Genomic DNA, 23,876 nt, shown 5'->3' with positions numbered 1-23,876 from the left:
AAATATAGATATATTTTACATTTTATGCGAAAAGAGTTTTAATTAATTGTCAGAATCTTCTGTAATTAATTTTTCACTCACATCAACTACACTTTCTTTTGCCAGATTATCATCTGTATTTTCAGCAGTTAGAGATTCAATTGTATCGCCTATTGAATCTGAGGCTTCTCTAATTTTTGCAATTGTTTCTTCGGCAAAAGTTTCGGCTTTTTCTATAAAAGGTGCAGCCGCTTCTTTTACTTCTTCAATTGTGTTTTCGGCTTTATCTGCGAAATCATCGGCAGTTTCTTTGGCTGAGCCAAATAAATTTTTGAAAAATGAAGTTAATCCCATAGTTTTTAGTGAATTGGTTTAGATTACAATATTAATTGTTTTTCCAGAATAACAGTTAAATTTTAGAATAATTAATTGATAACGAATTAGTTTGGTTTAATTTTAAAGACATAGAAACAGAAGGCTCCAGCGGAGCATAATATTTATAGCATAATTTATTTCCATGTACAAAAAGCTCCAGAGGAGCGGCATATTTTTAAACAATATATGTTTCGCTCCTCTGGAGCTTTAAATCACGGGCTACATAATTGCTATAAATATTATGCTCCTCCGGAGCATTTATTACTAAATAGTCTCGATGTCTCTATGCGTTAATGCCTTTCAAGAATTATTCCTAAATAAAAAAGCGCCTCAAAATGAGACGCTTTAGTATAAATCAATTAAAAAAGTATTAAGCGTTTAAAGCTTCTACTTTAATTCCTTCGTCGTTAAGCATGCTTTTCAGCATATTTTCGATACCGCTTTTTAAAGTAAAAGTCGATGACGGGCATCCGCTGCAAGCTCCTTGCAAAATTACTTTTACTGTTTTGTCTTCTTCATTATAAGAATCAAAAGCAATGTTTCCTCCATCAGCCGCAACTGCCGGTTTTACATATTCTTCTAAAATGTTGATAATTTGCTGAGAAGTAACATCTAATTTGTCAAATGCTTCGTCTTTAGTTACATCATTTTTAGTCGTTGTCTGAATTAAGCTTTCGTCTAAAACAGTTCCTCCGTTTTCGATAAATTGTTTAATGAAAGTTCTTAATTCTAATGTAATTTCCTGCCAGTCGTTGATTTCGTATTTGGTTACAGAAATATAGTTCTCATCAATAAATACTTCTTTTACATAAGGAAATTTGAATAATTCCTGTGCTAATGGAGAAGAAGCCGTCTGATCGATATTTTTGTATTCAACCGCATTTCTGGTTAACATTCTGCTTACCACAAATTTTAAAGCTGCCGGGTTTGGAGTTGTTTCTCCGTAAACCGTAATAGGCTGTTTTTTTGCTTTGTTTTCGTCTACTTTAATAATAACACCGCCTTTGTCTACAAATGCAGTGATTTGTTCTGCAACGGCATCTTTTACATCATCCCATTCTACAATGCTGTATCTTTCGATTGCAATGAAATTTCCTGAGATATAAACCGTTTTTACAAACGGAAGATAAAACAATTGCTGTGCTAAAGGAGAGGCCTGCGCTTCGTCAATGTTTTTGAATTCAAAGCTTTGATTTTGAGTAATGAAATCTTCAAATTCGAACTTTAATATAGTAGGATTTTGAGTTTCTTTTATAGTGATTTTTGTCATGGTAGTAATTTTTTGCAAATTTACTAAAGTTATTTTCTACTTATACCTATATTTGATTTTTTAATAAAATAATTAAGACTCTTTTCCAATATTTCGTACGAAATTATTAAGAGTTCAAAATTTATATAAACTAATTAGTCACTATGAAATTAAAAATCAAGTTTTTATTTGTTTTTTTAATTGCTTCGTTCTTTTCTTATTCTCAAGAAGGAATTCCAGTTTATTCAGATTATTTATCAGATAACTATTACTTAATTCATCCGTCGATGGCGGGTGCTTCAAACTGCGCAAAAATTAGATTAACAGCCAGAAAACAATGGTTTGGACAAGAAGATGCGCCAGCTCTTCAGACTTTAAGTTTTAACGGCAGGATAGGAGAGAGATCAGGAGCCGGAATTATTGTTTTTAACGACAAAAACGGTTATCATTCAGAAAAAGGAGTAAAGCTTACTTATGCTCACCATATTATGTTTTCTAGAGACGAACTCGATTTGAACCAGCTTTCTTTTGGTATCAGCGGCGGTTTGACTCAAAATCAATTAGACGAAACAAATTTTGGGAATACTTTTGACCCAATCGTTTTTGGTTCAATTCAAAAAGATTCTTATTTCAATATGGATATTGGAGCATCATACAATTTTCTTGATTTTTATGCGCATGCAACAGTTCAGGGACTTCTTGAAACCAGGAGAGAATTGTATACAGATTATGAAAGTGATAATTTGAGGAAATTTCTTTTAAGCGCCGGATATGTATTTGGAAAAAGAGACAAAATTACCTGGGAACCGTCTATTTTATTTCAATATTATGATCAGACCAAACAAAAATCTATCGACTTAAACTTAAAAGCATATAAGAATTTAGATTTTGGAAGTTTGTGGGCAGCATTCTCTTATAGAAGAAGTTTTGACGGTGCGCAATACACTAAAGGAAGTGGTGTTTCGTCTCAAAAATTACAATATTTTACGCCTATTATTGGTGTAAATTATAAAAACTTTATGTTTGCTTATACGTATTCTCAGGTTACGGGAAATGTGAAATTTGATACCGGTGGTTATCACCAGATTACTTTAGGAATCGATTTATTTTGTAGAAAGGAACGTTACGATTGTAATTGTCCTGCAATTAATTAAAATTTTATTATGCTTATTAAATCTGTAAACGGTAAAGCACCTTCTATTCCAGAAGATTGTTATGTTGCTGAAAATGCGACAATTGTTGGAGATGTTTCATTTGGAGATTCTTGCAGCGTTTGGTTTAATGCTGTGGTTCGCGGCGATGTTCATTTTATTAAAATAGGAAACAAAGTAAATATTCAGGATGGCGCCATAATTCACTGTACGTATCAAAAACATCCTACGATTATTGGCAATAATGTTTCGATTGGACACAACGCCATTGTGCACGGATGTACGATTCACGACAATGTTTTAATTGGCATGGGATCGATCGTAATGGATAATTGTGTTGTTGAAAGTAATTCGATTATTGCAGCCGGAGCGGTTTTAACCCAAAATACCGTTGTTCCTTCCGGGACTATTTTTGCGGGTGTTCCTGCTAAAAAAGTAAAAGATATTGATCAGTCTGATTTTGCGGGCGAGATCGAACGTATTTCAAACAATTATGTAATGTATTCGGGCTGGTTTAAAGACGAAGAATAAAATACAAAGTTTCAAAAAATATAAAATTCCAAATTCCAAAAGATTAACACTCTTGGAATTTGGATTTTTTTTTTGGAATTTAATAAACTTATAAATTGATTTTCTCGAAGAAAGCATTTTTATAACTTTCACTTATCGGGATTCGTTTGTCGCTGATTAAGACTTTATTTTTTTGAATCGATTTTACGTGTTTTATATTGATAATATAAGATCGGTGAATTCGTGAAAATCCTTTGCTTGAAAGCAAATTTTCCAGTTTTATTAAGCTGATTAAAGTCAGCGTAAATTTATTATCTGTCGTATATATTTTTACGTAATCTTTTAATCCTTCGATAAACAAAATATCCGAAAAATTCATTTTTACATTTTCATATTCGGCTCTTACGAACATAAAGTCCTGTTCAACTTCAGGAGTCGAAATATTTTCAGAAATCGCCTGAACGGGAGCAGAAGGATTACTTATTTGCTGCGCGCGTACAACCGATTTTAAAAAGCGGTGAAACGGAATCGGTTTTACTAAATAATCAACAGCTCCTAAATTAAATCCTTCAACGGCATAATCAGAATAAGCGGTAGTGAAAATAACCAAAGGTTTCTTTTCAATTGTATTTAAGAAATCGATTCCCGAAAAATGAGGCATTTGAATATCCAGAAAAATCAGGTCGATGTTATTTTGATTGATGAACGCAACGGCATCAATGGCATTGTTAAAAGTGCTGACCAATTCCAGAGAATCGACCTTTTGAACAAAATCTCGTAGTAATTCAACAGCTAAAGGTTCGTCATCTATAATTACACATTTCATCTGTTGTAAATTAAGTTTTAAATTATTTGGCAGTCAAAAGTAGTTTGAAACCAGTAAATTAAGTTTTAAAATTATCATAAAATACTAGTTGTCTCTAAATTAGTTGTTTACCATACTATTTCTTGTTAATACATTTAATTTACCGCAGTTTGAATTTCATCTAATTTAAGATTTAAATGTACGCGGTAAAATTGATCGTCCTGGTTTATAGTCAGTTCATGCGCATTTGGGTAAAGCAAATCAAGTCGGTTTTGAATGTTTACCAATCCAATTCCCGAATTTTCAGGATCTTTTATATAGTTTTCAATACTGTTTTCGATCCAAAAATCGAGATTGTTTTCAGAAATGAAAATTTTGATTTTTACGTGCGCTGCACCCTTATAATCTGTTCCGTATTTAAAAGCATTTTCTACAAAAGAAATCAATAACAAAGGCTCAATAAATTTGTTTCTGGTGTCGCCATGAACGTTTATAAAAATGTCTTCGATATTATTAAGTCTGAGCTTTTGTAAATCAATATAATTCTGGATGTAGTTAATTTCTTTTTCTAAAGCCACCGTTTTATTATCTGTTTCATACAGCATGTAGCGCATTAGTTCAGACAACGTTACGATGGCATCAGGGACCAAATCAGATTTCTTATGTGCCAGAGAATAAATACTGTTTAAGGAATTGAATAAAAAATGCGGATTTGTTTGTTTACGCAGGTATATTAATTCTGTACTCGTTCTGTGTGTCTCGGCAATTAATTTGTTTTGCTGATTGTTGTAGAACTCAGTTAAAGTTCGAATTGCAGCACTTATTGTAATAATTAAAATATAGAAAAAAGAAGGCGCAATTTTAAAAAACAAGGGTTGTCTTGTTGCTAATATGGCTGTAGTTCTTCGTCCTTTATAGATTAATTTAAGATCTTCAGGCGGAATCATCCTTGGCCTTACATGTTTAAATTCAGGAATAAAATAATTAACTCTGATAATCATGAAAATGCCAATAATGACTAAAATGAACAGAAAATACTTCCAATACTTTTTTTGAAGCAGAAGTGCAGGTACCAAATAAAAATAATTCAGATAAAACAAGATTATTCCTGTTGCCCATTGTGCATAGAAATCATTATTGATTCTAAATGGACTTTCGTAAAATTGAATTAGTGAAGTCAGAATGAAGAAAATCCAAATCATAAAGTGGAACAATATTTTATTTGAATTGGTATTTTTAATGGTATCTAGTGTCATTTATAATTTTATTTTTAATAAAATTAATTCATTTTTGGTTACCGTTGGAGATAAGTTTTGTTTGAGTTTTTCTACAACCAGATTGGCTGTTTTTAAAGCGTCTTGTTCGGTCGAAAAACTTTTGCTGTCATTTATGACGGGAATAATCGATTGCTTGATTATAATTTTTTCTTTATAAGAAATCGAGTACCCCCAGCCTGAGTTTGTTTTAAAAGATTCTGTTTTAAAATTATCCTTTTTTGTACAGGAAACGATTTGTAAAATAAGAAACAAAATCAATAAATTCTTCCGGATTTTACTCCAGAAGAATTGCTTATTATTAATTGTCATCGTCGCTTTGTTCATCCTGAGGTCTAAATTCCCATGTATCATCATAGTAAGCAGAGCCTACTCTTCCTAACATATAAAACCCGCGATTGTTAATTGCAAAACCCACAGCATCACTTCTCGTAGCACCTTCCATAGGAGTTCTTTCTACCCAAAGATCTGTCGATGGGTTGTATTCCCAAACTGTTTTAATGTTTTCACCTCCCACAATATAGCCTAATCCGTTCATAGAAAAACTAGAAGCATTAGATCGTGTAATGGCATAATCGTCATTGTAGGAATCATCATCATTAGTATCTTTATCGATATCTCTTTTTCTTGTCCAGACATCCGTTGCCGGATTAAATTCCCAAAAATCTTCCTGATAAGAACCATTGTTAACTCCGGTTACTAAATAGGCTTTATCCGAAATAACAAAAACAGTAGCATTACGTCTTTTGTTGCCGCTAAAACCGTTTACAAGTGTCCAGGTATTGGTTACGTCGTTGTACTGATAGAAATCTTTTAAATAATTTCCGTCATAACCCGTTCCAAAATACGCTTTTCCTGCTGCCTGAAAACCTACAGCTCCATAACGGCCCGTTCCTCCAAAATCTGTTTTTTGTGTCCAGCTGTTGCTGGAAGGATCGTATTGATAAAAATCTTTTAGTTTGTTCGTTCCATCGTAACCAAGGCCAACGTAACCTTTTTGATTTAATGCAAAACTCGAAGCAGAACTTCTTCCTACTCCTGTAAAATCTGCTTTTTGCTCCCAGAAATCTCCATTTGAGTCATAAGCCCATAAGTCTTTCAAATAAACATCTCCGGTATAGCCAGTTGCAACATAAGCGTAATCTCCAATTACAAAACTTGTCGCGCTGGATCGTGCAGGGCCGTCAAATGCCGATTTTTTAATCCAGTTTCCTATCAAATCGTCATCGTCATTGTCGTTACTGCAGCTTACAAAAAAGAGGCTCGAAAGTACTGTTGCGAATAATATTCCTTTTTTTAAATTATTCATAGTCTGTTAAATTTTATTTATTGTTTGTATTTGATCCCAATTCCCAGAACATAACCATTGCCTGTATTAAAATCATAAACTGTATGATCTTTGCTGTCGGTTAGTTTGTATTTTTTGTCAAAATCATATCCGGCTTTAAAATTTAAAAACCAGTTTTTCTCGACATTTCGTTCGTATTCAAATGAGGTTGTCATTTGCGAAAGAACCGCTTTTGCAGCCGTATTATCTGCCTTATTTTGAACGTCTAAAATGTAAAAGCTTCCGTTGAAATTATTGTTCAGGCTGAATGTATTTCGGATGTTGTTTGAATACGAAATTTTTGAATCCGGAAAACCAGCCAGCACATTTGTATTATCATTTACTTTATAATTGAAAGAGGCAATTGGCATAAACTTCGGATTTCCAAAAACGGATGATCTCGCAGCTCCTAAATTAAAAGTCGCTTTTGAGTTCAGTTTCTGGCTGATTTCAAAACTTCCTAAAAGCGAGAAGTCAGAAAAATCTAAATTCTGCTGAAAGCTTGCCATCGGCGTAAGCGAAAAATTCAGTTTTGTCGAATTCAAAATCTGTTTTGATATTTCGAATTTATTCTGAATCTGGCGCAGATCGTCTACACTCTCAAATGTTCCGGCGCTTCCTGCATCATAATTCACATTCAAATTAGAAAACGACAAGGTATTTGTTATACTTGTTTTGGGGTTTAATGTTTTACTGAAAAAGACTCCAATGCCGGTTTCGTTAAAATCAATTTTATCTGTTGGTTCTGTTTTTAAATTCATGTTTACCGAAAACTTTTCCTGTGCCTTAATACTGAAAGCCGATACTAAAAAAGCCGAACAAATTATAAACCTTATTTTCATTACTTATTTATTGGTTCAAAAGTAGGTTGGGGAAGGTTTTAAAAAAAAGAAGATATATGTATGACTCTTTTTGATAGACTAAATCGTCGTTTTAAAGGTCGAACGGGATATTTACCTCCATAGTTCTATTATAGATGCTTTCGTGCCTTTTATAGGGTAAAAACACTGGCCTGTATATGTTATAGTGACATGCAGAAGCGTGCAATTTATATTTGCCCAAAAAATAGATTATGCGCAAGTTTATATTATTGTTGTTTTTTGTTTTTACTATATTTTCATGCGGTACAGATACTGATGCCGGAAAGTTTGTTGTGGGATCTGATTATTTGTCAGTAAACAATAAAGTAGTACTTGTTGATACTGTAACGGTCGATATGTCTACCATAAATATTGATTCGCTGTTAACCTCAAGTCAGAGCCGTATTTTGGTAGGGAATTATAGCGATCCGCTTTTTGGAAAAGTAAGGTCAAACAGCTATTTTCAATTATCCGGAACTTCTTATGCTTTAAAGAATAGCGGATCAGATACTGAGACGGCAAATCTTGTTTTCGACTCGATCTCCATGATTCTTAAATATGATAATTATTATTACGGAGATACTACGCAGGTACAAAAGTTTGATATTCATCGATTAACGCAAAGAGTAAAACCCAATACAGAGGATTCTAATTTTTATAACAGTTCGACTTTAAGTTACAGCAATGAAAGTCTTGGAAGTATTTCATACAAACCGCGTCCAACAGAAAAAGACTCTATTAATATTAAAATGAGTGCTGCCTTTGGTGAAGGGATTTTCCAAAAAATAAAAAGCAGGGAGGTTACGGATTTCGACACTTTTACTGAGTATTTAAAAGGACTTGTACTGGTGCCTTCGACTTCTAATTCTCCTTCTTCGAGTGTTATTGGTTTTCATACTTCGACAAGTAAAATCAGGTTGTATTATTCTAAATACAAATCAGATAAAGAAGACTCGTATTATATTGATTTTTCGGTTTTAGATATTGCAAAGCAGTTTAATTCTATTTCTTCGGATAAAACAGGAACCTTAATTCAAAATTTACCTGCTTCCAGCAGTAAGCTTTCGAGTTCGTTAACCAACAAACAGGGTTTTATACAATCTGGAACCGGGATTGCCTGCCGAATTGATTTCCCTAATATAAAACAGCTTAAATACATTTCAAACAACGGTGCTATTGTCGATGCGCGGCTGTTTTTAAAACCAGTTAATAATTCCTATTCTAAGGAATATCCTCTTGCTGATTCCCTGCGGATTTATGTTGCCGATAATTTAAACCGACTCAGCAGTCCTTTGCTGAATTCTGCAGGTTCTTCTGTTTACGGAATCTTAAATAAAAAAAGCGATGAGTTCAATGAAAACCTTGGATATACAATTTCGATTGGAAACTTTCTGCAAAAAGAAATGCTAAAAACATCTGATTCCAGGTCTTCTTTAATCTTAATGCTGCCGGGTATTTCAAAGTCAGTTAACAGGATTGTTTTAGGCGATCAAAAACATGTAGACAATAAAATTCAACTCAAAATTTATTACATCTCCTATTAAATGAAAAATAGAATAGTTCTTTTTAGCTGCTTCATTTTAATGTCGCTTACTTCATTTTCTCAAAGTATTTCCAGCTCTCCTTATTCTTTATATGGATTAGGGAGTTTGTACGATTCAGATTTTGGTTCACTGCCGGGAATGGGATCTTCCGGAATCGCATTGCCATCAGATAGTTTTATTAATAATTTAAATCCGGCATCTTTAGGATTTATGCCCTTAAATCACTTCATGCTGGATGTGGGAGGAAAAGCAATAGCTGCAACTTATGAGAATAAAACTTTGACTGAAAAACGAAATAATTTTCAGTTTTCGCATATTGCTTTTGCATTTCCTGTTACAAAAAATTCAGGATTCAGTGTGGCTTTGCGCCCGTACTCGAGCGCGTCATTTAAAATTTCTGATCTGATACTGCCTATTGCAGACAGTCAGGAAACATATAGCTTAACGGCCGAAGGTTCTGGCGGATTAAACAATTTTGATTTTTCTTATGGTTATCGATTTGGTAAAAAACTAACAGTAGGAGTTTCGGCGGCTTTATTGTTTGGAAACACGGTCGACGATAGAACTTTTACTATTTTAAACTCCATAACCACAATTCATAAAAGAAACGATTATAATGGCGTTCGCGCAACAGTAGGAGGTCAGTATGTAATTGATTCTACTTTTACTATTGGAGGTACTGTCAAACTTCCATCGCGGGTTAAAAGCTCAAAAGTACAGTCGGTTGAAACTACAAAAGATGGGGTTGTAACCGTTATAGAATCAGATAAACCATCCGATATAGACGATTATTATATGCCTCTGGAAATTGGAGTAGGAGTTAGTAAACGTTTCAAGAACGTTCTAAATGTTACTTTAGATTACGAAAAGAGTTTATGGAACGATACCAAGCAATCTGAATTGTACGGAGATTTTGTAAATCAGGATCGATTTGCTTTGGGGTTTTCTTATTTCAACCCAAAAAAGAATTTCAGGAAGTACTGGGATAGGGTACGGTATTTTGCGGGTGCCAATCTTGATACCGGTTATCTCGAAATAAACGGAAAAAGGGTTAACAATGCTTCGGTTTCTCTTGGGATTAACCTGCCAATTGAAAACACTTTTTCGGCTTTAAATATTTCGTATTCGTATGGACAAAAAGGAACGGTTTCAAATAATTTAATTAAAGAAAACTATCATAAAATATCGATCAATTTGTCTTTAGATGGAATTTGGTTTGTGAAACGAAAGTTCGAATAACAGTTTAGAAATCTTTTTCGATTACCGGATATTTATCTTCCAAAATCGATTTTAAAACAGCCGGATTCGAATTGACGTAGAATACCGGATCGCTGCTTTGTACATCTGAAAAACCAACTTTTTCTCTTAAGATATTTTGAGTTTGTCTTGCTACTGCTTCTCCGGAATCTATGATTTGAATGTGTTCCGGAAGGATTTTTTTTATCTGCGGAATCAGGTATGGGTAATGACTGCATCCTAAAACCAGATAATCAATATTAGCGTCGATCATGGGCTGCAAATATGATTCTAATAATTGCGTCATTTCTGGAGAATACAAATTTCCATCTTCAATTAATTGAACCAGACCATGACCAACTTGTTCGATAATTGTAGTATGCTGAAACATTTCTGCTGTTTTATTAAACAGTTCACTGTTAAGGGTTCCTTTTGTAGCCAGGATTCCAATAACCTGCGTTTTAGAATTAGTAGCGGCAGGTTTTATTGCCGGCTCTATACCAATAAAGGGAACATCGTATTCATTACGAAGTTCTCTAATGGCATTTGTTGTTGCCGTGTTGCAGGCAACGACAATTAACTTGCAATTATTTTCGAGTAAAAAATCAACATTTTTTCTGCTCAATGCAACAATCTCCTCTTTTGTTTTTTGACCATAAGGCGCATTTTTGCTGTCAGCTAAATAAATTGTTTTTTCGTTTGGAAGTAAATCATGAATGGCACTCCAGATGGAAGTTCCACCAATTCCAGAGTCGAAAACGCCTATAGGATTATTGTTTGTCATAGTGCAAATTTAGTATTTTTTGAAGAAAAAATATATTTCAATTTACGTCAAATCTTATAAAATTATAATTTTTTAGTTTTAAATAAATGTAAAAAAAAAACTGCTAAAATTTACTCGAAATTTTAGCAGTTTTTTAAAGGAATTCGTTTTCTTAGAATCCTAAATCTTTTTTCACATCAGCAGTAATGTTTGGACCATCAGCTAATAAAAGAGTAGAACCATCTAAAACGTATTGGTAACCTTTAGCTTTTCCAATTTTTTGGATAGAAGCTCTTACTTTTTCCATTAATGGTTTTACGATATCAGTTTCTTTTTGTTGTAGTTCTTTTTGTGCATTGTCTCTATAGTCAACAATTCTTTTTTGCATGTCTTGAACTTCTTTAGAACGATCTCCGTTTACAGCTTCTGTTACTGTAGCAGCTTCAGCTTCGTACTTTTTGATTTTAGTTTGGTATTCGTCAACCATTTTTTTGTATTCAGCATCATATGTCCCACTTAATTTTTGCAGCTGATTTTGAGCATCAAGCATAGCAGGCATCTTCGACATAATCTCGCTAACATCAACATGGGCAACTTTAGCCTGTGCGTTCATTGTGTTACTTGCTCCTAAAATTAGTATTGCAGCAATTAGTAAAGTTTTGATTTGTTTCATCATTTTTAAAAAATTAATTAATTATTGGTCGTATTTGTTTTTTGTGTTTCGGCTTCTTTTGCTTTTTTAGCCGCTTCTCGTTCTTCGAGTATTTTTTTTCTTCTTTCTTCTAATTCTTTTTTACGCTGCTCGTAAAGCTTTTGTCTTTCTTCTGCTTTATTTACTGCAGGTTCTGTTGTTTCAGTTGTTCCTGCCGGTTTTGCCGTTTCAGTTGCTCCAGCTGGTTTTGCTGTTTCAGCAGTTCCAGTTGGTTTTGCAGCTTCGGTTGTTTTTGCGCCCTCTGCTGGTTTTGCTGTTTCAGAAACCGTGCCATTTTTTTTGGCTTCTCTTTCTGCCAGAATAGCTTTTCTTCTATCGTCGTATTCTTTCTTCTTAGCCTCTTGTTCCAGTCTTCTGTCTTCGATCAGTTTCTCTCTGGCTGCTTTTCTGTCGTCTAATACTTTTTGACGATCTGCCATTGCTGGATTTTCATCAATTGCATTTTCCTTCATTTCTTTAGCTTCCTGATCTTTCAGCTGTTTTTTAGTCAACTGTTCTCTTTTGTCAGTTCTATTCAAAATACGGATCACCTGATCGCTTATGTCGAATCTTTTATTACTGAAAAGCATCGTTAAATCTGATGATTTATCAAAAATGAAATCATAATTTTTAGCTTCGGCAATATCTTGAACCGCTGTAAAAACCTGATCCTGAATTGGCTTTGCCAAAGCAGATTTTTGTCTCATTAAATTTCCATCAGCCCCAAATTGCTTTTGCTGATAATCAAGCATTTCACTTTCCTGAAACTTGATCTCTGTTTCTCTTTCTTCAATTAATTCTTTGGTAAGTAAAGCCTTTTCTGTTTTTAGGCTTTCCTTAAGGGTATTTATATTTAATTTTTTGGCTTCAATTTCTTGTTTCCACTTTTGAGCTTTAAGCTCTAATTGTGATTTTGCTTCTTTATAATCAGAAACATTTTCCAGAATATACTCCATATCAATGTAACCAATTCTAGTTGTCTTGCCTTGCGCCTGACTTGTATTAGCTACAATCAAGGCTAAAAATATAAATAAAAATTGTTTTCTCATAACATAACTTTATTTGCTGATTTTTAACCAAACGTATTATTTCTAAAATTGTTGTCCAATAATGAAATGTGTTTCCCAACCATTAGCTTTATTTGTCACAGATCCAGGAAGCGCATCGAAACCATAACCAAAATCAATACCTAATAATCCAAATGCCGGCATGAATACACGTAAACCTGCTCCTGCAGAACGATTCAAGTCAAACGGATTATAGTTTTTAAATCCATCATATGATGATCCAGCTTCCAGGAACGTCAAGGCATAGATAGAAGCAGATGATTTTAATGTGATTGGATAACGTAATTCCATCGAGAATTTGTTATAAATCGTAGCTCCAGTCTGCTGTCCATATCTAGGATTTGTTTTGTCTTCAATAATTGGTGTCAACGAGTTATTAGGATAACCTCTTAACTGTATTGTTTCTCTACCATCCATAGAATACTGCGCCATTCCGTCTCCTCCTAAGTAGAAACGCTCAAACGGTACAACACCTCTGGATTGGTCATAAGCACCTAAGAAACCAAATTCTGTTAACGTTCTAAGAACTAGTTTTCCATAAATCTTAGTATACCAGTCTGCTTTAAACTTCACTTTATAGTATTCTAACCAGTTGTATTTCTTTTGATCGACTTTCCCCACATCTGTATCAGCGCTCTTGTAATCAGATCCTACACTTACTGTTCCTGTTTGACCATTAACTGTTTGTGCTTTTGTATAATCTCCAGGATTAATAGCCTGTCCGTCGATACCTGTTGCTATAGTCGAACCTGTATATTGTGTTTTATATTCTTTTTGGTTTTGTAAATCACCATAATTAACTCCGTTAAATAATGAATAAGGAGGTGTTACTTTTGCAGAGATACTGAACTCAGAACCATAAGTTGGGAATATTGGATTTACCCCTTTATTACTTCTTGAAAGTCCAATTGTATATGCTAAGTTTCTTGACGCTCCGTTACCAAAGGTAAACAATCCTGTAAAATAATTATTCAAATCATAGTGTTGGTAACTAACCGATTGTGATAATACAAAATAATCATCAGGCACAGTAAGACGTTTTGCTAAACCAACTTGTACTGTAAAAATATTAAAACTTTGGCTTCTATCAACAGTTCTTGTAAGATAATTGTTATTATATTGTTTACTGTATGATATTGAAGAGCTAAATTGTACTGGTTTCTTCCCTCCAAACCAAGGCTCAGAGAACGATAAACTGTAAGTCTGGAAGTAAGTACTTCCTTGTAAACGAAGCGCTACTTTTTGACCATCTCCCATAGGAAGCGGTTTGTAGGCATCTTTATCAAATAATTTTCTTGCCGAGAAGTTGTTAAAAGATAAACCTAAGGTTCCAATGAAACCTCCTCCGCCGTAACCTCCTTGAAGTTCAACCTGGCTAGATCCTTTTTCTACTAATTGGTATTCGATATCAACTGTTCCTGCAGCAGGGTCAACGTTTCTAAATTCAGGTTTGATAGCCTCAGGGTCAAAGAAACCTAATTGACCAATTTCACGAATTGTTCTAACTAATTCTTCTTTGCTGTATTTGTTTCCTGGTTTAGTTCTTAACTCACGGTAAATTACGTGGTCATTTGTTTTGTCATTCCCGGTAACATATATTTTGTTGAAGTATGCAATTGGTCCTTCTGTAATTCTAATTTCAAAGTCGATAGTATCATTTACAGTTTTTACCTCTACAGCATTAATTTTAGAGAATAAATAACCATTGTTTTGATACAAGTTTGTGATGTCTTCACCGTCAGGTTTTGAGTTGTCTGCGATTCGTTTTTCTAACATTACACCATTATAAACTTCTCCTTTTTTAATACCTAAGTAACGGTTTAACTGCTGATCAGAATATACTGTGTTTCCTAAGAATTTAATGTTTCCAAAGTAATATTTGTTTCCTTCTTCGACATCAATTTTAATGGCAAGCATATTTTTCTTCTTGTTGTAAGTAACAGAATCATAAATAATACGTGCATCACGATATCCTTTTTCTTTATAAGTAGCAATAACTTTCTCTAAGTCAGTTTTGTATTTTTCAGGGATGAATTTAGAGGCTTTAAAAACACGAAGCAGATTTTTTTGTTTCGTATCTTTCATGGCTGCTCTCAGCTTCGTATCGGTAAGCTGCTTGTTTCCAGTGAAATCAATACTACTGATTTTTACTTTATCTCCTTTGTCGATTCTTACCAACATGTTTACCTGATTTCCTGCTGTGGTATCAGGGGTAGTAGTAATAACAACTTTTGTGTTGTAAAAACCGTCTTTTTTGTATTTGTTTTCTATGTAGTTTTTTGTCGTAGTAATTAAGTTTTCGTTGACAATTTTATTTTTGGTCAAATTGTTGTCCTTAATAAGACCTTCGATCTTACTTTTCTTGACACCGGTTATCTTAACTTCGTTTAATTTAGGAAGTTCGACAATATCTAAGTCCAGATATATACTATCGTTTTCTACCTTATTAATATAGAAGGCAATCTCGTCAAAAAGACCAAGTTTACCTAATTTTTTAATTGCGCTGGTGATTTCTTCGCCCGGAACGGTTATTTCCTGCCCTTTTTGCAAGCCCGAAAAAGTAACAACGGTTTGCTCATTGAAGCTTATTTTACCAACAACAGAGACTTTAGCCAGAATATATTTTTTTCCTTGATCAAAAGGAACTCTATCTTGAGCTTTTATTTGTGAAAAACTACCCAATAGTAAAAGGGTACAGATTATTTGTGGTATTCTTTTTTGCAACACTAAAAAATTATTTAATTTGTTCACTGGTTTTTCCAAATCTACGTTCTCTTTTTTGATAACTAATAATAGCCTCATATAAATCTTGATCTTTAAAGTCTGGCCACAAGACATTAGTAAAATACAATTCTGCGTAGGCAATCTGCCAAAGCAAGAAATTACTTATTCTATGTTCTCCACTTGTTCGTATTAATAAATCTACGTCAGGTAAATTTTGCGTGTAAAGATGCTCATTTATAATTGAATCGTCAATAGTGTCTATTGAAATTATATTATTTTTAACTTTATCACTAATCACTCTAACGGCATTTACCAATTCCTCCCTAGATCCGTAGCTTAAGGCAAGAGTCAGGGTAAGGCGGGTGTTGTTTTTTGTTTTTTCAATAACATCTAAAAGCTCTTTTTGAGCACTTTTTGGCAATTTCTCAAGATTTCCAATTGCATTAAGCCTGATGTTGTTTTCTTGAAGGGTAACTAGCTCTTTTTTTAAAGAATTAATTAATATTTTCATCAATGCTTCAACTTCCAATTTAGGACGATTCCAGTTTTCTGTAGAAAAAGCATACAAGGTTAAATACTCGATGCCCAATTTAGCACAGGTAGTTATTGTTTTTTTTACAGATTTTGTGCCGTTTTCATGCCCAAAAGCTCTTAAAAAGCCTTGCTGTTTAGCCCAGCGTCCATTTCCGTCCATGATAATGGCCAGATGTTTTGGTAAGTTTGATTGATCTATAGAGTCTAGTAAATTCATTATTATTGTGCGCAGTAGCAAGGTTTTTGTCCAAAGGTATACGTTAAAGTAATACCTGAAAAGACATACCAGTCATTATTATTTAAATTTCCAAATTTTAGTATGTTTTGGTTGCTGGTGTCAGGATTACTTCCGTCGATATTATCGGTAAAAGTATATCGTACTCCAACTTCAGCACCTATTACAAAATGCGGTGTTACATTCGATTTTATGCCTAATATAATAGGTATTGCAAATGAATTTGAACTCACACTTCGTATATCGTTTGGATTCGTTTTAAAACGATATAATCCGTCGTAAAGAAAAAAGCTTAAACCTGAATATATATAAGGAGTAACTTTTGTATGGTAATCATGCAGGTTGAAATCGAAAAAATTGAATTCTAAACCAGCCGAAAATTCTTTTACATTGTTTTTAAAACGATATCCTCTTTTGTTTCTTCCCCCTTCGTCAGAATCCAAATCGTTTCCTGAAACCTGAGATTGTGTATACGAAAAACGATAAGAATGTCTAGGACTCTTGTTCCACTTATACAAAACGCCAAAAGCTGCTTTATCCGGGTTGATATAAGTTGTACTTCCAACGTCACCTACAAAGTTACTTCCGCCAATAAAAACACCAAGCTCATTGATTTGAGCATTTAGTGTGATAAAAGGGAAAAAACATAACAATAAATTAAAAATTTTCTTCATTTAATTCAAAATTGCGTGCAAATATAATAATTATCGATACGAATCAACGTTCCTTTAGTTAAATGTGCTTTTTTTTCAATTTACATTATGATTTTGAGACATTTAATGATGATTCACTACATGCAGAACGAGAAAATGTGGTGTTATCGTATAGTTAAGAACAAGAAAAGAGCTTAATTTCTCTTGTCTTCTCCCCAAAGCAATTTGTTTCTTAAGGTTTTTAAGAAAGTTTCGCCTGGAATTTCAACCATTTTTATTTTATAATCTGTTTTTTTGATTTTAAGAACAGATTCGTTTTGTACCGAAGAAATTCTGGAATCCAGAGAAACCAAATATTGGTCTTCTCTTCCGGTTACACGTAATGTAATTTCGGTATCATCAGGAATAACAAGAGGTCTGGCGGTTAAATTATGTGGTGCAATTGGCGTAATAACTAAACTTTTTACATCTGGCGTTAAAATAGGCCCGCCGCAGCTTAATGAATATCCTGTAGAGCCTGTTGGAGTAGAAATGATTAATCCGTCTGCCCAATAAGAGTTTAAGTATTCGTTGTTCAAATACGTTTCCACTGTTATCATCGAGGTAGTATCTTTTCTGCTGACAGTAACTTCATTCATGGCGAAATTAAGCTCTGCAAAGGCATCATTTTTAGGTTCGCAGGTTATGCCCAGCAGTGTTCTTTCGGATGTTGTGTAATTTTGATCGATCACAAATTGCAGTAAGCTATCCATGTTTTCTTTTTGCACTTTGGCTAAAAAACCCAATCGGCCGGCATTTATTCCTAAAAGGGGTATACCCGAATTGCGAACAAAAGCAGCTGCTCTCAAAATTGTTCCGTCACCTCCAATACTAATAAGCATTTCAAAACTATTATCTAATGCGGTACTTGGCGAAAAAGTTTTGTATTCCTTTTTTATAAGCTGCTTGTCATAAAGCATGTTTAGGAAGTTTTCTTCAATTACCATCTCTACATTATTAGAACTTAAAAACGAGAAAATGTCTTTTATAATTGGCTCTGTACTGTTTTGATAATATTGTCCGTAAATGGCTATTTTCATTCTTTGTAAATTAGATAATTTGTCAATGTGTCAATTAGATAATTTGGAAATGCGAAAATTATCTAATTAACTAATTCTCTCATTGGCACATTCATAATTTATATGTTGAGATATTTGTCTAAATAATCTGAGCGTTCTTTAAGGCTGTTAATATAGGTATCTTCCTGATGTTCTGAAATAATTTCATAACCATATCGTCTATAAGTCTGAATAATTTCATTCATGGCACCTAGGCCTATTTTTATCGTGATCTGAACATTTTCTACATCGGCTTCGGAAACAAAACAGCCTAAAATTTTACCGTTATTGCTTTCTACAATCTGCGTTACTTCGCTCATCGAATAATCCAATAGTCCTTTTTGAACGATAATAATACCTCCTTGCTCTTTCAAAAATGGAGTTTCCTGAAAAAACTTCATAATATCCTCTATTTCATAATAGCCTATGTAGCTGTTATTTTCGTCAAGAATAGGAATTATATTAGTATGGTTTTTTGCGAAGACTTCAAGCACGTCCAGCCAGATCATAGATTTTCTGGCAAAAAAACGTTCAAGAGTATATTTATAATCAATCGCTTTTTTGTCTAAATCAAATGTTTCAACATCATCAGAAGAAATGCTTCCAATGAAAATCCCGTCTTCTAGAATTGGGAAATGAGAAAAATTTACATCGATAAAAAAGTCCTGAATCGAGGCTATCGTTTCCTGACTATCAATCGCTCTGAAATCATTTGTGATATAGTTTGTAATTTCTGTCATAAATCAATCGAAGATATTTGATGCAAAATAATCAAAAAATACCAAAAACTGCTGCGTTTTACTTTGTATTTTTGTCGTAACAAATATAGTGTTACTTGAATTAATTATCTATTTATATGACAAAGTTAAGTGTAAATATCAATAAAATTGCAACGCTGCGTAATGCACGAGGCGGAAATGTGCCTGATTTATTAAAAGTTGCGGCCGATATTCAGAAATTCGGAGGGCAGGGAATTACCATTCATCCACGTCCGGATGAGCGTCATATTCGCTATCAGGATGCGCGCGATTTAAAAGCAATTGTTACTACAGAATATAATATTGAAGGAAATCCGCAGCATAATTTTATTGATTTAGTTTTAGAATGCAAACCAGATCAGGTTACTTTGGTTCCGGATGCAGTTGGTGCCATTACCTCTTCTGCAGGCTGGGATACGATAAAAAATCAAGAATATTTAACAGAGGTTATTCAGGAATTTCAAAGAAACGGAATCAGAACTTCCATCTTTGTTGATCCGGTTTTGGAAATTATCGAAGGAGCAAAAAAAACAGGAACAGACAGAATTGAATTGTATACGGAGGCTTTTGCGCATCAATATGATTTAGGAAATAAAAATGGAATCGATCCGTATGTAAAAGCTGCAGAATTAGCAAATGAATTAGGTTTAGGCATTAATGCCGGACATGATTTGAGTTTAGATAATATTCAGTTTTTCAAACAAAATATCCCTGGTTTATTAGAAGTTTCTATTGGACACGCTTTAATTTCAGAGGCACTTTATCTTGGTTTAGATAATGTGGTAAATATGTATTTGAATAAATTGAAATAAGATTTGATAATGATTACGAATCAAACTCCATTGTTTTCAGAGATTAAGGAGATTATTCTCCAGTCCCGCCAACGTGTCTTTAGAATGGCAAATTCTGTTTTGCTTGAAACTTATTGGGAAATTGGAAGAGTAATTATTGAGGATGAACAAAAAGGGAAGGATCGTGCCGATTATGGGAAAGCTACTTTAAAGAATTTGGCAAATCAGCTCACTTTTGAATTTGGAAAAGGATTTGATGAAAGGAATTTGAATAATATGCGTGCGTTTTATAAAACTTTTCCAATTTGGAACGCATTGCGTACCGAATTGAGTTGGACGCATTATCGATTGTTATCAAGATTAAATTCGGATGAAAAAATAAATTATTATTTAAATGAAAGTGTTCAGAACAATTGGAATAGCAGAACGCTCCAAAGACAAATAAATTCATTGTCGTTTGAGCGTGTTTTGGAACATAAAACTATTGAAACAAAACCAGAGACAATTCATAATTTAATAAAAGACCCTTATATTTTTGAGTTTTTAGGCCTGTCAGCTGAAACTAAAAATTCGGAACGAAGTATAGAAACCTCTATAATAGACCATTTGCAACAATTTTTATTAGAATTTGGTAAAGGATTTGCTTTTGTAGCAAGACAACAACATATTGTTACAGATACTTCTGATTTCTATATTGATTTAGTTTTTTATAATTATATTTTGAAATGCTTTGTAATCATTGACTTAAAAACTGGTTCATTGTCTCATCAGGATATTGGACAAATAGATATGTATGTGCGTATGTATGATGATTTGAAAAAAGGAGAATCAGATCAACCTACGATAGGAATTTTGCTTTGTTCAGAAAAAGACGAAACAATTGTAAAATATTCGGTTTTAGCAGATAAAAAAAGTGTTTTTGCAAGTCAATATTTGCTTTATATGCCCAAAGAAGAAGATTTGAAAGCATTAATTGAGAGTGATATTCAAAGATTTCAACTAGATAATGAATAATAAATATTTTAAGAAAATTAAACAATTATAACCTGATGTAATTGGGTTATAATTGTTTATTTTCGCACTTTTCTTATTAAAACCAAGTGCCAAAAACCATTATTCTTTTTTTTGTATTCTCTTTTTCCGGTCTTTTTGCTCAGTCAAATATAAAGATATCGGGAAATGTAAAGTCAGCTGAAAACCAAAACTTAAGTGGTGCAAACGTCTCTTTTGAGATAAATAATAAACATCTGCATGCTATAACAGATACTTTAGGAAATTTTTCAGAAAATGTTCCTTCGGGTAATTTGGTTGTAAAAATCAAGCATTTAGATTTTACTCCAAAAACAATTTACTGCAATGTTCTAAAAGACACCGTAATTTCTATTCTTTTAGAAAAAGATATTTCGCATTTAAAAGAAGTAATTATTTCGAATGACAAGAAAAACGGAATCAAAACTTTATCCGGCGGTAAATTATCCTTTAACCTAAAAGATTTATCTTCTGTTCCCACCGTTTTGGGAACTACAGATATTATTAAACTTTTACAGTTAACGCCCGGAGTGCAAAATTCCGGAGACGCAAACGGTTACTTGTACGTTCGAGGCGGTGATCCCGGACATAATGCGATGCTGTATAACGAAACTCCAATTTATGGAATGTCGCATTTGCTGGGAATTTTTCCTTTCTATAATACAGACCATATTAAAGATGTAGAATTTGATAAATCGACTTCGAACCCCAAATACGGCGGACGATTGAGCTCGACTACACTTTTAAATACCAATAAAAAACTGCCTTCTGAATTTTCGATTCAGGGCAATGCAGGAATTTTAGCTTCGCAAGTAACATTGGCAGTTCCTATTGATGATAAAACAGGTTTTTATATTTCGGGCAGAAAAACATATATAGATGAAGTGGTTGGGCCGTTATTAAAATCAGGATCAGAAAACAGCGATGTGCAGGATATGAAATATGGTTTTTCGGATGCTAATCTTACTTTTTTATCTCAAATTTCAAAAAAGAATCTGTTTGCTTTGAATGCTTTTTTTAGCGGAGATGAATTGAAAATAAAAGATGAAAATCTGGCACTTCGAACCAATTTAAAGTGGAGCAATTTTACCGTTTCGCCTTCTTTAACTACGACTTTTTCTCCAAAAGTAAGCATGACTAATTCGGTTTATTTTAGTCATTATTCTAATGATTTAAGTATGGAACAGGCTACGATTCAATTTGGAGTTTCTTCTTATGTAAAAGATTTTGGGTTTACAAATGCCGTACGATTTTCGATTAAAAACGTTCCTTTTGAGTCCGGATTGCAATATGCTTATCACAATTTACAGCCTCAAAAAGTTAATGTAGAAAATTTAACGACAGTTGATAATTATTCGCAGCGTATAATTAATGCCAATGAAGCAGCCGTTTTTGTAAGCGCAAAACCGAAGTTATTTGAAAACGTAACAGCCGATTTAGGACTTCGTATTAATTACTACAATTCCGGATCAGATTCGTATTTGCATTTTCAGCCTCGAGCCGTTGTGAATTATTATGCAAGTGAGAAATATTCATTTTATGTTTCTTATAACAGACAATATCAATATTTGAGTTTAATTACAACATCGAGCGTTGGTATTCCAACTGATTTTTGGATTACGAGTTCTGATGGAATAAAACCGCAGTCGTCTAATGAATTTGCGGTTGGTTCTAATCAAGCTATAACCCGAAATTTTTCTTCGTCTTTTGGAGGATTTTATCGTTCGATGAAAAACCTTTTAGAATATCCATACGGGATAACTCAGTTTAATGAAATTACAACGCTTAAAAATGATTTGTATGTAGGCGAAGGAAAAGCGTATGGATTTGAAATGATGCTGAAAAAAAGCAACGGAAAATTTAGCGGCTGGCTGAGTTATACACTAAGCTGGTCTGATCGAAATTTTGATGAATTGAATAACGGAAAAACGTATTTTGCCAAATACGACCGACGTCACAATCTTTCTATTGTTGGAATGTATGATTTAAATTCAAAATGGAATTTTGGTGTTACGCAGATTTTTGGTTCCGGAAATCGATTTACAATGCCAACTTCCTGGTATTTCATAAACAACAATCCGGTTAAAGAATATTCGGGATATAATAATGCCCAAATGCCGGATTATATCAGGACAGACCTTTCTGCAAATTACTATTTTATAAAAACCGCCAAAAAAGAAAGCGCCTTAAATTTTTCTCTTTATAATGCACTCAATATCGAGAATCCGGTGTATGTGGTTTTGAATGTTCAGGTAAATGAAAATAAAGACAAAGTTGTGGTAACGCAGGAAAAGAAGGTCTTATATCGAATTCTACCTTCTGTAAGCTGGAGATTTAAATTTTAACAGATGAAAAAATATATCCTATTTCTTTTTGTTTTAGTAATAACAAGCTGTGCTCAAGATGATTTCAGCGACCAAACCAATCTGGAATCAAAAATAGTGGTCGAAGGCTGGATTGAAGAAGGTGATTTTGCCAATGTTTTATTATCGAGCAGTATTCCAGTTACAGATGCTGTCGATTCTACAAATGTTTTTAACCACGTTATCCGATCTGCAAAAATTACCATTTCTGACGGACAGAATTCAGAAGTTTTAAGAGTCAAAAGAGATAAAAACAGAATACCTCCGTTTGTATATTTCGGATCGGAATTAAAAGGAGAAGCCGGAAAAGAATATTCGATTAAAATTGAATACTTAAATCGTGTTGTCGAAGCAGTAACTTCAATTCCTAAATCGGTGCCGTTAAAAAGTGCCGAATATATAAAGAAGAATCCAGCAGATACAACCGGTTATGTTTTTGTAAAATTTGATGACCCTGTTGGTGAGAAAAACTATTATCAAATCGCCACAAAAATAGATGGGGAAGAACCTATTTTTGTGCCTTCGTTTTATGGTAACTTAGACGATAAAAATTTCGAAAGTTCCTCGATTGCAGTGCAGATAAACAGAGGGGTTTTATTGTTTCCAAAAACAAAATTCACGCCTTATTTTGCCGATGGAGATGTGATTCATGTAAAATTACGAACTCAAACCAAACAAGCATTAGATTTCTGGAACAGCTGGCAAAATGAAATCGTAAACAGCAAGAATCCTATTTACCCTTCGAACACAAGTTTAAAATCGAATATAAAAGGCGGAATAGGAATTTGGGCAGGATATGGACAAAGCACGATTATAGTAAGAACACCTCCAAAAAAATAAGCCGATTTGAATTACTCAAAT

Annotated in this window: 23 protein-coding genes; 8 read left to right on the top strand and 15 right to left on the bottom strand. The window is 33.6% G+C overall.

The window, feature by feature from the left end; translation table 11 throughout:
* Window positions 1–42: 42 nt before the first annotated feature.
* Window positions 43–333 (bottom strand): YtxH domain-containing protein, encoded by a 291-nt coding sequence (locus AC1RRQ_RS05170; protein WP_493021960.1) that lies wholly within the window; start codon window positions 331–333, stop codon window positions 43–45.
* 391 nt (window positions 334–724) lie between these two features.
* Window positions 725–1,624, bottom strand: coding sequence for a NifU family protein (locus AC1RRQ_RS05165; protein WP_493021959.1), 900 nt, complete (start codon window positions 1,622–1,624; stop codon window positions 725–727).
* Window positions 1,625–1,767: 143 nt separating this feature from the next.
* On the opposite strand from AC1RRQ_RS05165, the gene AC1RRQ_RS05160 reads away from it, so the two are divergent.
* Both AC1RRQ_RS05160 and AC1RRQ_RS05155 read left to right on the top strand, forming a co-directional pair.
* The gene (locus AC1RRQ_RS05160) at window positions 1,768–2,757 is read left to right on the top strand and encodes a PorP/SprF family type IX secretion system membrane protein (RefSeq protein WP_493021958.1); all 990 of its coding nucleotides are present in this window, start codon (window positions 1,768–1,770) and stop codon (window positions 2,755–2,757) included.
* A 9-nt stretch (window positions 2,758–2,766) separates the two neighbouring features.
* Window positions 2,767–3,285, top strand: a complete 519-nt coding sequence (locus AC1RRQ_RS05155; protein WP_493021957.1) for a gamma carbonic anhydrase family protein — start codon at window positions 2,767–2,769, stop codon at window positions 3,283–3,285.
* A gap of 88 nt (window positions 3,286–3,373) precedes the next feature.
* Here AC1RRQ_RS05155 and AC1RRQ_RS05150 read toward each other — a convergent pair whose 3' ends face one another.
* The 5 genes from AC1RRQ_RS05150 to AC1RRQ_RS05130 form a co-directional block, all read right to left on the bottom strand.
* Complete coding sequence (locus AC1RRQ_RS05150) at window positions 3,374–4,090, bottom strand: LytR/AlgR family response regulator transcription factor (RefSeq protein ID WP_493021956.1); 717 nt, start codon at window positions 4,088–4,090, stop codon at window positions 3,374–3,376.
* Between the two features lie 134 nt (window positions 4,091–4,224).
* Entirely contained in the window at window positions 4,225–5,325 is a 1,101-nt protein-coding gene (locus AC1RRQ_RS05145) for a sensor histidine kinase (protein WP_493021955.1), read from the bottom strand.
* Window positions 5,326–5,655 carry a DUF4907 domain-containing protein gene (locus tag AC1RRQ_RS05140; RefSeq protein WP_493021954.1) on the bottom strand — a complete coding sequence of 110 codons (330 nt, stop codon included), beginning with the start codon at window positions 5,653–5,655 and terminating at the stop codon, window positions 5,326–5,328.
* Window positions 5,645–6,652: a Kelch repeat-containing protein gene (locus AC1RRQ_RS05135; RefSeq protein WP_493021953.1), complete on the bottom strand. Its 1,008-nt coding sequence runs from the start codon at window positions 6,650–6,652 to the stop codon at window positions 5,645–5,647. The genes AC1RRQ_RS05140 and AC1RRQ_RS05135 overlap by 11 nt, the downstream gene beginning before the upstream one ends.
* Window positions 6,653–6,669: 17 nt before the next feature.
* Window positions 6,670–7,512: a DUF6268 family outer membrane beta-barrel protein gene (locus tag AC1RRQ_RS05130; protein ID WP_493021952.1), complete on the bottom strand. Its 843-nt coding sequence runs from the start codon at window positions 7,510–7,512 to the stop codon at window positions 6,670–6,672.
* Window positions 7,513–7,742: 230 nt separating this feature from the next.
* On the opposite strand from AC1RRQ_RS05130, the gene AC1RRQ_RS05125 reads away from it, so the two are divergent.
* Both AC1RRQ_RS05125 and bamG read left to right on the top strand, forming a co-directional pair.
* Window positions 7,743–9,074, top strand: a complete 1,332-nt coding sequence (locus tag AC1RRQ_RS05125; RefSeq protein ID WP_493021951.1) for a DUF4270 family protein — start codon at window positions 7,743–7,745, stop codon at window positions 9,072–9,074.
* Window positions 9,075–10,313, top strand: coding sequence for a BamG family beta-barrel-assembly machinery protein (gene bamG / locus AC1RRQ_RS05120; RefSeq protein ID WP_493021950.1), 1,239 nt, complete (start codon window positions 9,075–9,077; stop codon window positions 10,311–10,313). It begins immediately after the preceding gene.
* Window positions 10,314–10,317: 4 nt separating this feature from the next.
* On the opposite strand, the gene murI is transcribed toward bamG, so the two are convergent.
* The 8 genes from murI to AC1RRQ_RS05080 all read right to left on the bottom strand — a co-directional run bounded on the left by murI (window position 10,318) and on the right by AC1RRQ_RS05080 (window position 18,814).
* Entirely contained in the window at window positions 10,318–11,094 is a 777-nt protein-coding gene (murI, locus tag AC1RRQ_RS05115; RefSeq protein ID WP_071636369.1) for a glutamate racemase, read from the bottom strand.
* 151 nt (window positions 11,095–11,245) lie between these two features.
* On the bottom strand, window positions 11,246–11,749 hold the full coding sequence (locus AC1RRQ_RS05110) for an OmpH/Skp family outer membrane protein (protein WP_207539250.1): 504 nt from the start codon (window positions 11,747–11,749) through the stop codon (window positions 11,246–11,248).
* A 14-nt stretch (window positions 11,750–11,763) separates the two neighbouring features.
* On the bottom strand, window positions 11,764–12,813 hold the full coding sequence (locus AC1RRQ_RS05105; protein ID WP_493021949.1) for an OmpH/Skp family outer membrane protein: 1,050 nt from the start codon (window positions 12,811–12,813) through the stop codon (window positions 11,764–11,766).
* A 42-nt stretch (window positions 12,814–12,855) separates the two neighbouring features.
* Window positions 12,856–15,633: a BamA/OMP85 family outer membrane protein gene (locus tag AC1RRQ_RS05100; protein WP_493021948.1), complete on the bottom strand. Its 2,778-nt coding sequence runs from the start codon at window positions 15,631–15,633 to the stop codon at window positions 12,856–12,858.
* On the bottom strand, window positions 15,566–16,306 hold the full coding sequence (gene uppS, locus AC1RRQ_RS05095; RefSeq protein WP_071636372.1) for an undecaprenyl pyrophosphate synthase: 741 nt from the start codon (window positions 16,304–16,306) through the stop codon (window positions 15,566–15,568). Before uppS ends, AC1RRQ_RS05100 begins: the two co-directional genes overlap by 68 nt.
* 2 nt (window positions 16,307–16,308) lie before the next feature.
* Entirely contained in the window at window positions 16,309–16,998 is a 690-nt protein-coding gene (gene porG / locus AC1RRQ_RS05090; protein ID WP_493021947.1) for a type IX secretion system protein PorG, read from the bottom strand.
* 173 nt (window positions 16,999–17,171) lie between these two features.
* The gene (locus AC1RRQ_RS05085) at window positions 17,172–18,056 is read right to left on the bottom strand and encodes an NAD kinase (protein ID WP_493021946.1); all 885 of its coding nucleotides are present in this window, start codon (window positions 18,054–18,056) and stop codon (window positions 17,172–17,174) included.
* A 98-nt stretch (window positions 18,057–18,154) separates the two neighbouring features.
* A complete protein-coding gene (locus AC1RRQ_RS05080) occupies window positions 18,155–18,814 on the bottom strand; it encodes a CBS domain-containing protein (RefSeq protein ID WP_493021945.1) in 660 nt (219 codons plus the stop codon).
* Window positions 18,815–18,930: 116 nt separating this feature from the next.
* On the opposite strand from AC1RRQ_RS05080, the gene AC1RRQ_RS05075 reads away from it, so the two are divergent.
* The 4 genes from AC1RRQ_RS05075 to AC1RRQ_RS05060 all read left to right on the top strand — a co-directional run bounded on the left by AC1RRQ_RS05075 (window position 18,931) and on the right by AC1RRQ_RS05060 (window position 23,855).
* Window positions 18,931–19,644, top strand: a complete 714-nt coding sequence (locus tag AC1RRQ_RS05075; protein ID WP_493021944.1) for a pyridoxine 5'-phosphate synthase — start codon at window positions 18,931–18,933, stop codon at window positions 19,642–19,644.
* A gap of 9 nt (window positions 19,645–19,653) precedes the next feature.
* A complete protein-coding gene (locus AC1RRQ_RS05070; RefSeq protein ID WP_493021943.1) occupies window positions 19,654–20,637 on the top strand; it encodes a PDDEXK nuclease domain-containing protein in 984 nt (327 codons plus the stop codon).
* Window positions 20,638–20,723: 86 nt separating this feature from the next.
* A complete protein-coding gene (locus AC1RRQ_RS05065; RefSeq protein ID WP_493021942.1) occupies window positions 20,724–22,997 on the top strand; it encodes a TonB-dependent receptor plug domain-containing protein in 2,274 nt (757 codons plus the stop codon).
* 3 nt (window positions 22,998–23,000) lie between these two features.
* Window positions 23,001–23,855 carry a DUF4249 domain-containing protein gene (locus AC1RRQ_RS05060; protein ID WP_493021941.1) on the top strand — a complete coding sequence of 285 codons (855 nt, stop codon included), beginning with the start codon at window positions 23,001–23,003 and terminating at the stop codon, window positions 23,853–23,855.
* Window positions 23,856–23,876: the final 21 nt, after the last annotated feature.

Source organism: Flavobacterium sp. GW821-FHT12A05 (assembly GCF_058807735.1).
Note: the sequence above shows the minus strand (reverse complement) of the source record. Positions and strands in the feature narration are given on the sequence as shown.

What these genes read in the sequence shown, in the direction of transcription:
- AC1RRQ_RS05170 (WP_493021960.1), bottom strand. Translation starts at nt 333, where the DNA reads ATGGGATTAACTTCATTTTTCAAAAATTTATTTGGCTCAGCCAAAGAA.
- AC1RRQ_RS05165 (WP_493021959.1), bottom strand. Translation starts at nt 1,624, where the DNA reads ATGACAAAAATCACTATAAAAGAAACTCAAAATCCTACTATATTAAAG.
- AC1RRQ_RS05160 (WP_493021958.1), top strand. Translation starts at nt 1,768, where the DNA reads ATGAAATTAAAAATCAAGTTTTTATTTGTTTTTTTAATTGCTTCGTTC.
- AC1RRQ_RS05155 (WP_493021957.1), top strand. Translation starts at nt 2,767, where the DNA reads ATGCTTATTAAATCTGTAAACGGTAAAGCACCTTCTATTCCAGAAGAT.
- AC1RRQ_RS05150 (WP_493021956.1), bottom strand. Translation starts at nt 4,090, where the DNA reads ATGAAATGTGTAATTATAGATGACGAACCTTTAGCTGTTGAATTACTA.
- AC1RRQ_RS05145 (WP_493021955.1), bottom strand. Translation starts at nt 5,325, where the DNA reads ATGACACTAGATACCATTAAAAATACCAATTCAAATAAAATATTGTTC.
- AC1RRQ_RS05140 (WP_493021954.1), bottom strand. Translation starts at nt 5,655, where the DNA reads ATGACAATTAATAATAAGCAATTCTTCTGGAGTAAAATCCGGAAGAAT.
- AC1RRQ_RS05135 (WP_493021953.1), bottom strand. Translation starts at nt 6,652, where the DNA reads ATGAATAATTTAAAAAAAGGAATATTATTCGCAACAGTACTTTCGAGC.
- AC1RRQ_RS05130 (WP_493021952.1), bottom strand. Translation starts at nt 7,512, where the DNA reads ATGAAAATAAGGTTTATAATTTGTTCGGCTTTTTTAGTATCGGCTTTC.
- AC1RRQ_RS05125 (WP_493021951.1), top strand. Translation starts at nt 7,743, where the DNA reads ATGCGCAAGTTTATATTATTGTTGTTTTTTGTTTTTACTATATTTTCA.
- bamG (WP_493021950.1), top strand. Translation starts at nt 9,075, where the DNA reads ATGAAAAATAGAATAGTTCTTTTTAGCTGCTTCATTTTAATGTCGCTT.
- murI (WP_071636369.1), bottom strand. Translation starts at nt 11,094, where the DNA reads ATGACAAACAATAATCCTATAGGCGTTTTCGACTCTGGAATTGGTGGA.
- AC1RRQ_RS05110 (WP_207539250.1), bottom strand. Translation starts at nt 11,749, where the DNA reads ATGATGAAACAAATCAAAACTTTACTAATTGCTGCAATACTAATTTTA.
- AC1RRQ_RS05105 (WP_493021949.1), bottom strand. Translation starts at nt 12,813, where the DNA reads ATGAGAAAACAATTTTTATTTATATTTTTAGCCTTGATTGTAGCTAAT.
- AC1RRQ_RS05100 (WP_493021948.1), bottom strand. Translation starts at nt 15,633, where the DNA reads ATGAGGCTATTATTAGTTATCAAAAAAGAGAACGTAGATTTGGAAAAA.
- uppS (WP_071636372.1), bottom strand. Translation starts at nt 16,306, where the DNA reads ATGAATTTACTAGACTCTATAGATCAATCAAACTTACCAAAACATCTG.
- porG (WP_493021947.1), bottom strand. Translation starts at nt 16,998, where the DNA reads ATGAAGAAAATTTTTAATTTATTGTTATGTTTTTTCCCTTTTATCACA.
- AC1RRQ_RS05085 (WP_493021946.1), bottom strand. Translation starts at nt 18,056, where the DNA reads ATGAAAATAGCCATTTACGGACAATATTATCAAAACAGTACAGAGCCA.
- AC1RRQ_RS05080 (WP_493021945.1), bottom strand. Translation starts at nt 18,814, where the DNA reads ATGACAGAAATTACAAACTATATCACAAATGATTTCAGAGCGATTGAT.
- AC1RRQ_RS05075 (WP_493021944.1), top strand. Translation starts at nt 18,931, where the DNA reads ATGACAAAGTTAAGTGTAAATATCAATAAAATTGCAACGCTGCGTAAT.
- AC1RRQ_RS05070 (WP_493021943.1), top strand. Translation starts at nt 19,654, where the DNA reads ATGATTACGAATCAAACTCCATTGTTTTCAGAGATTAAGGAGATTATT.
- AC1RRQ_RS05060 (WP_493021941.1), top strand. Translation starts at nt 23,001, where the DNA reads ATGAAAAAATATATCCTATTTCTTTTTGTTTTAGTAATAACAAGCTGT.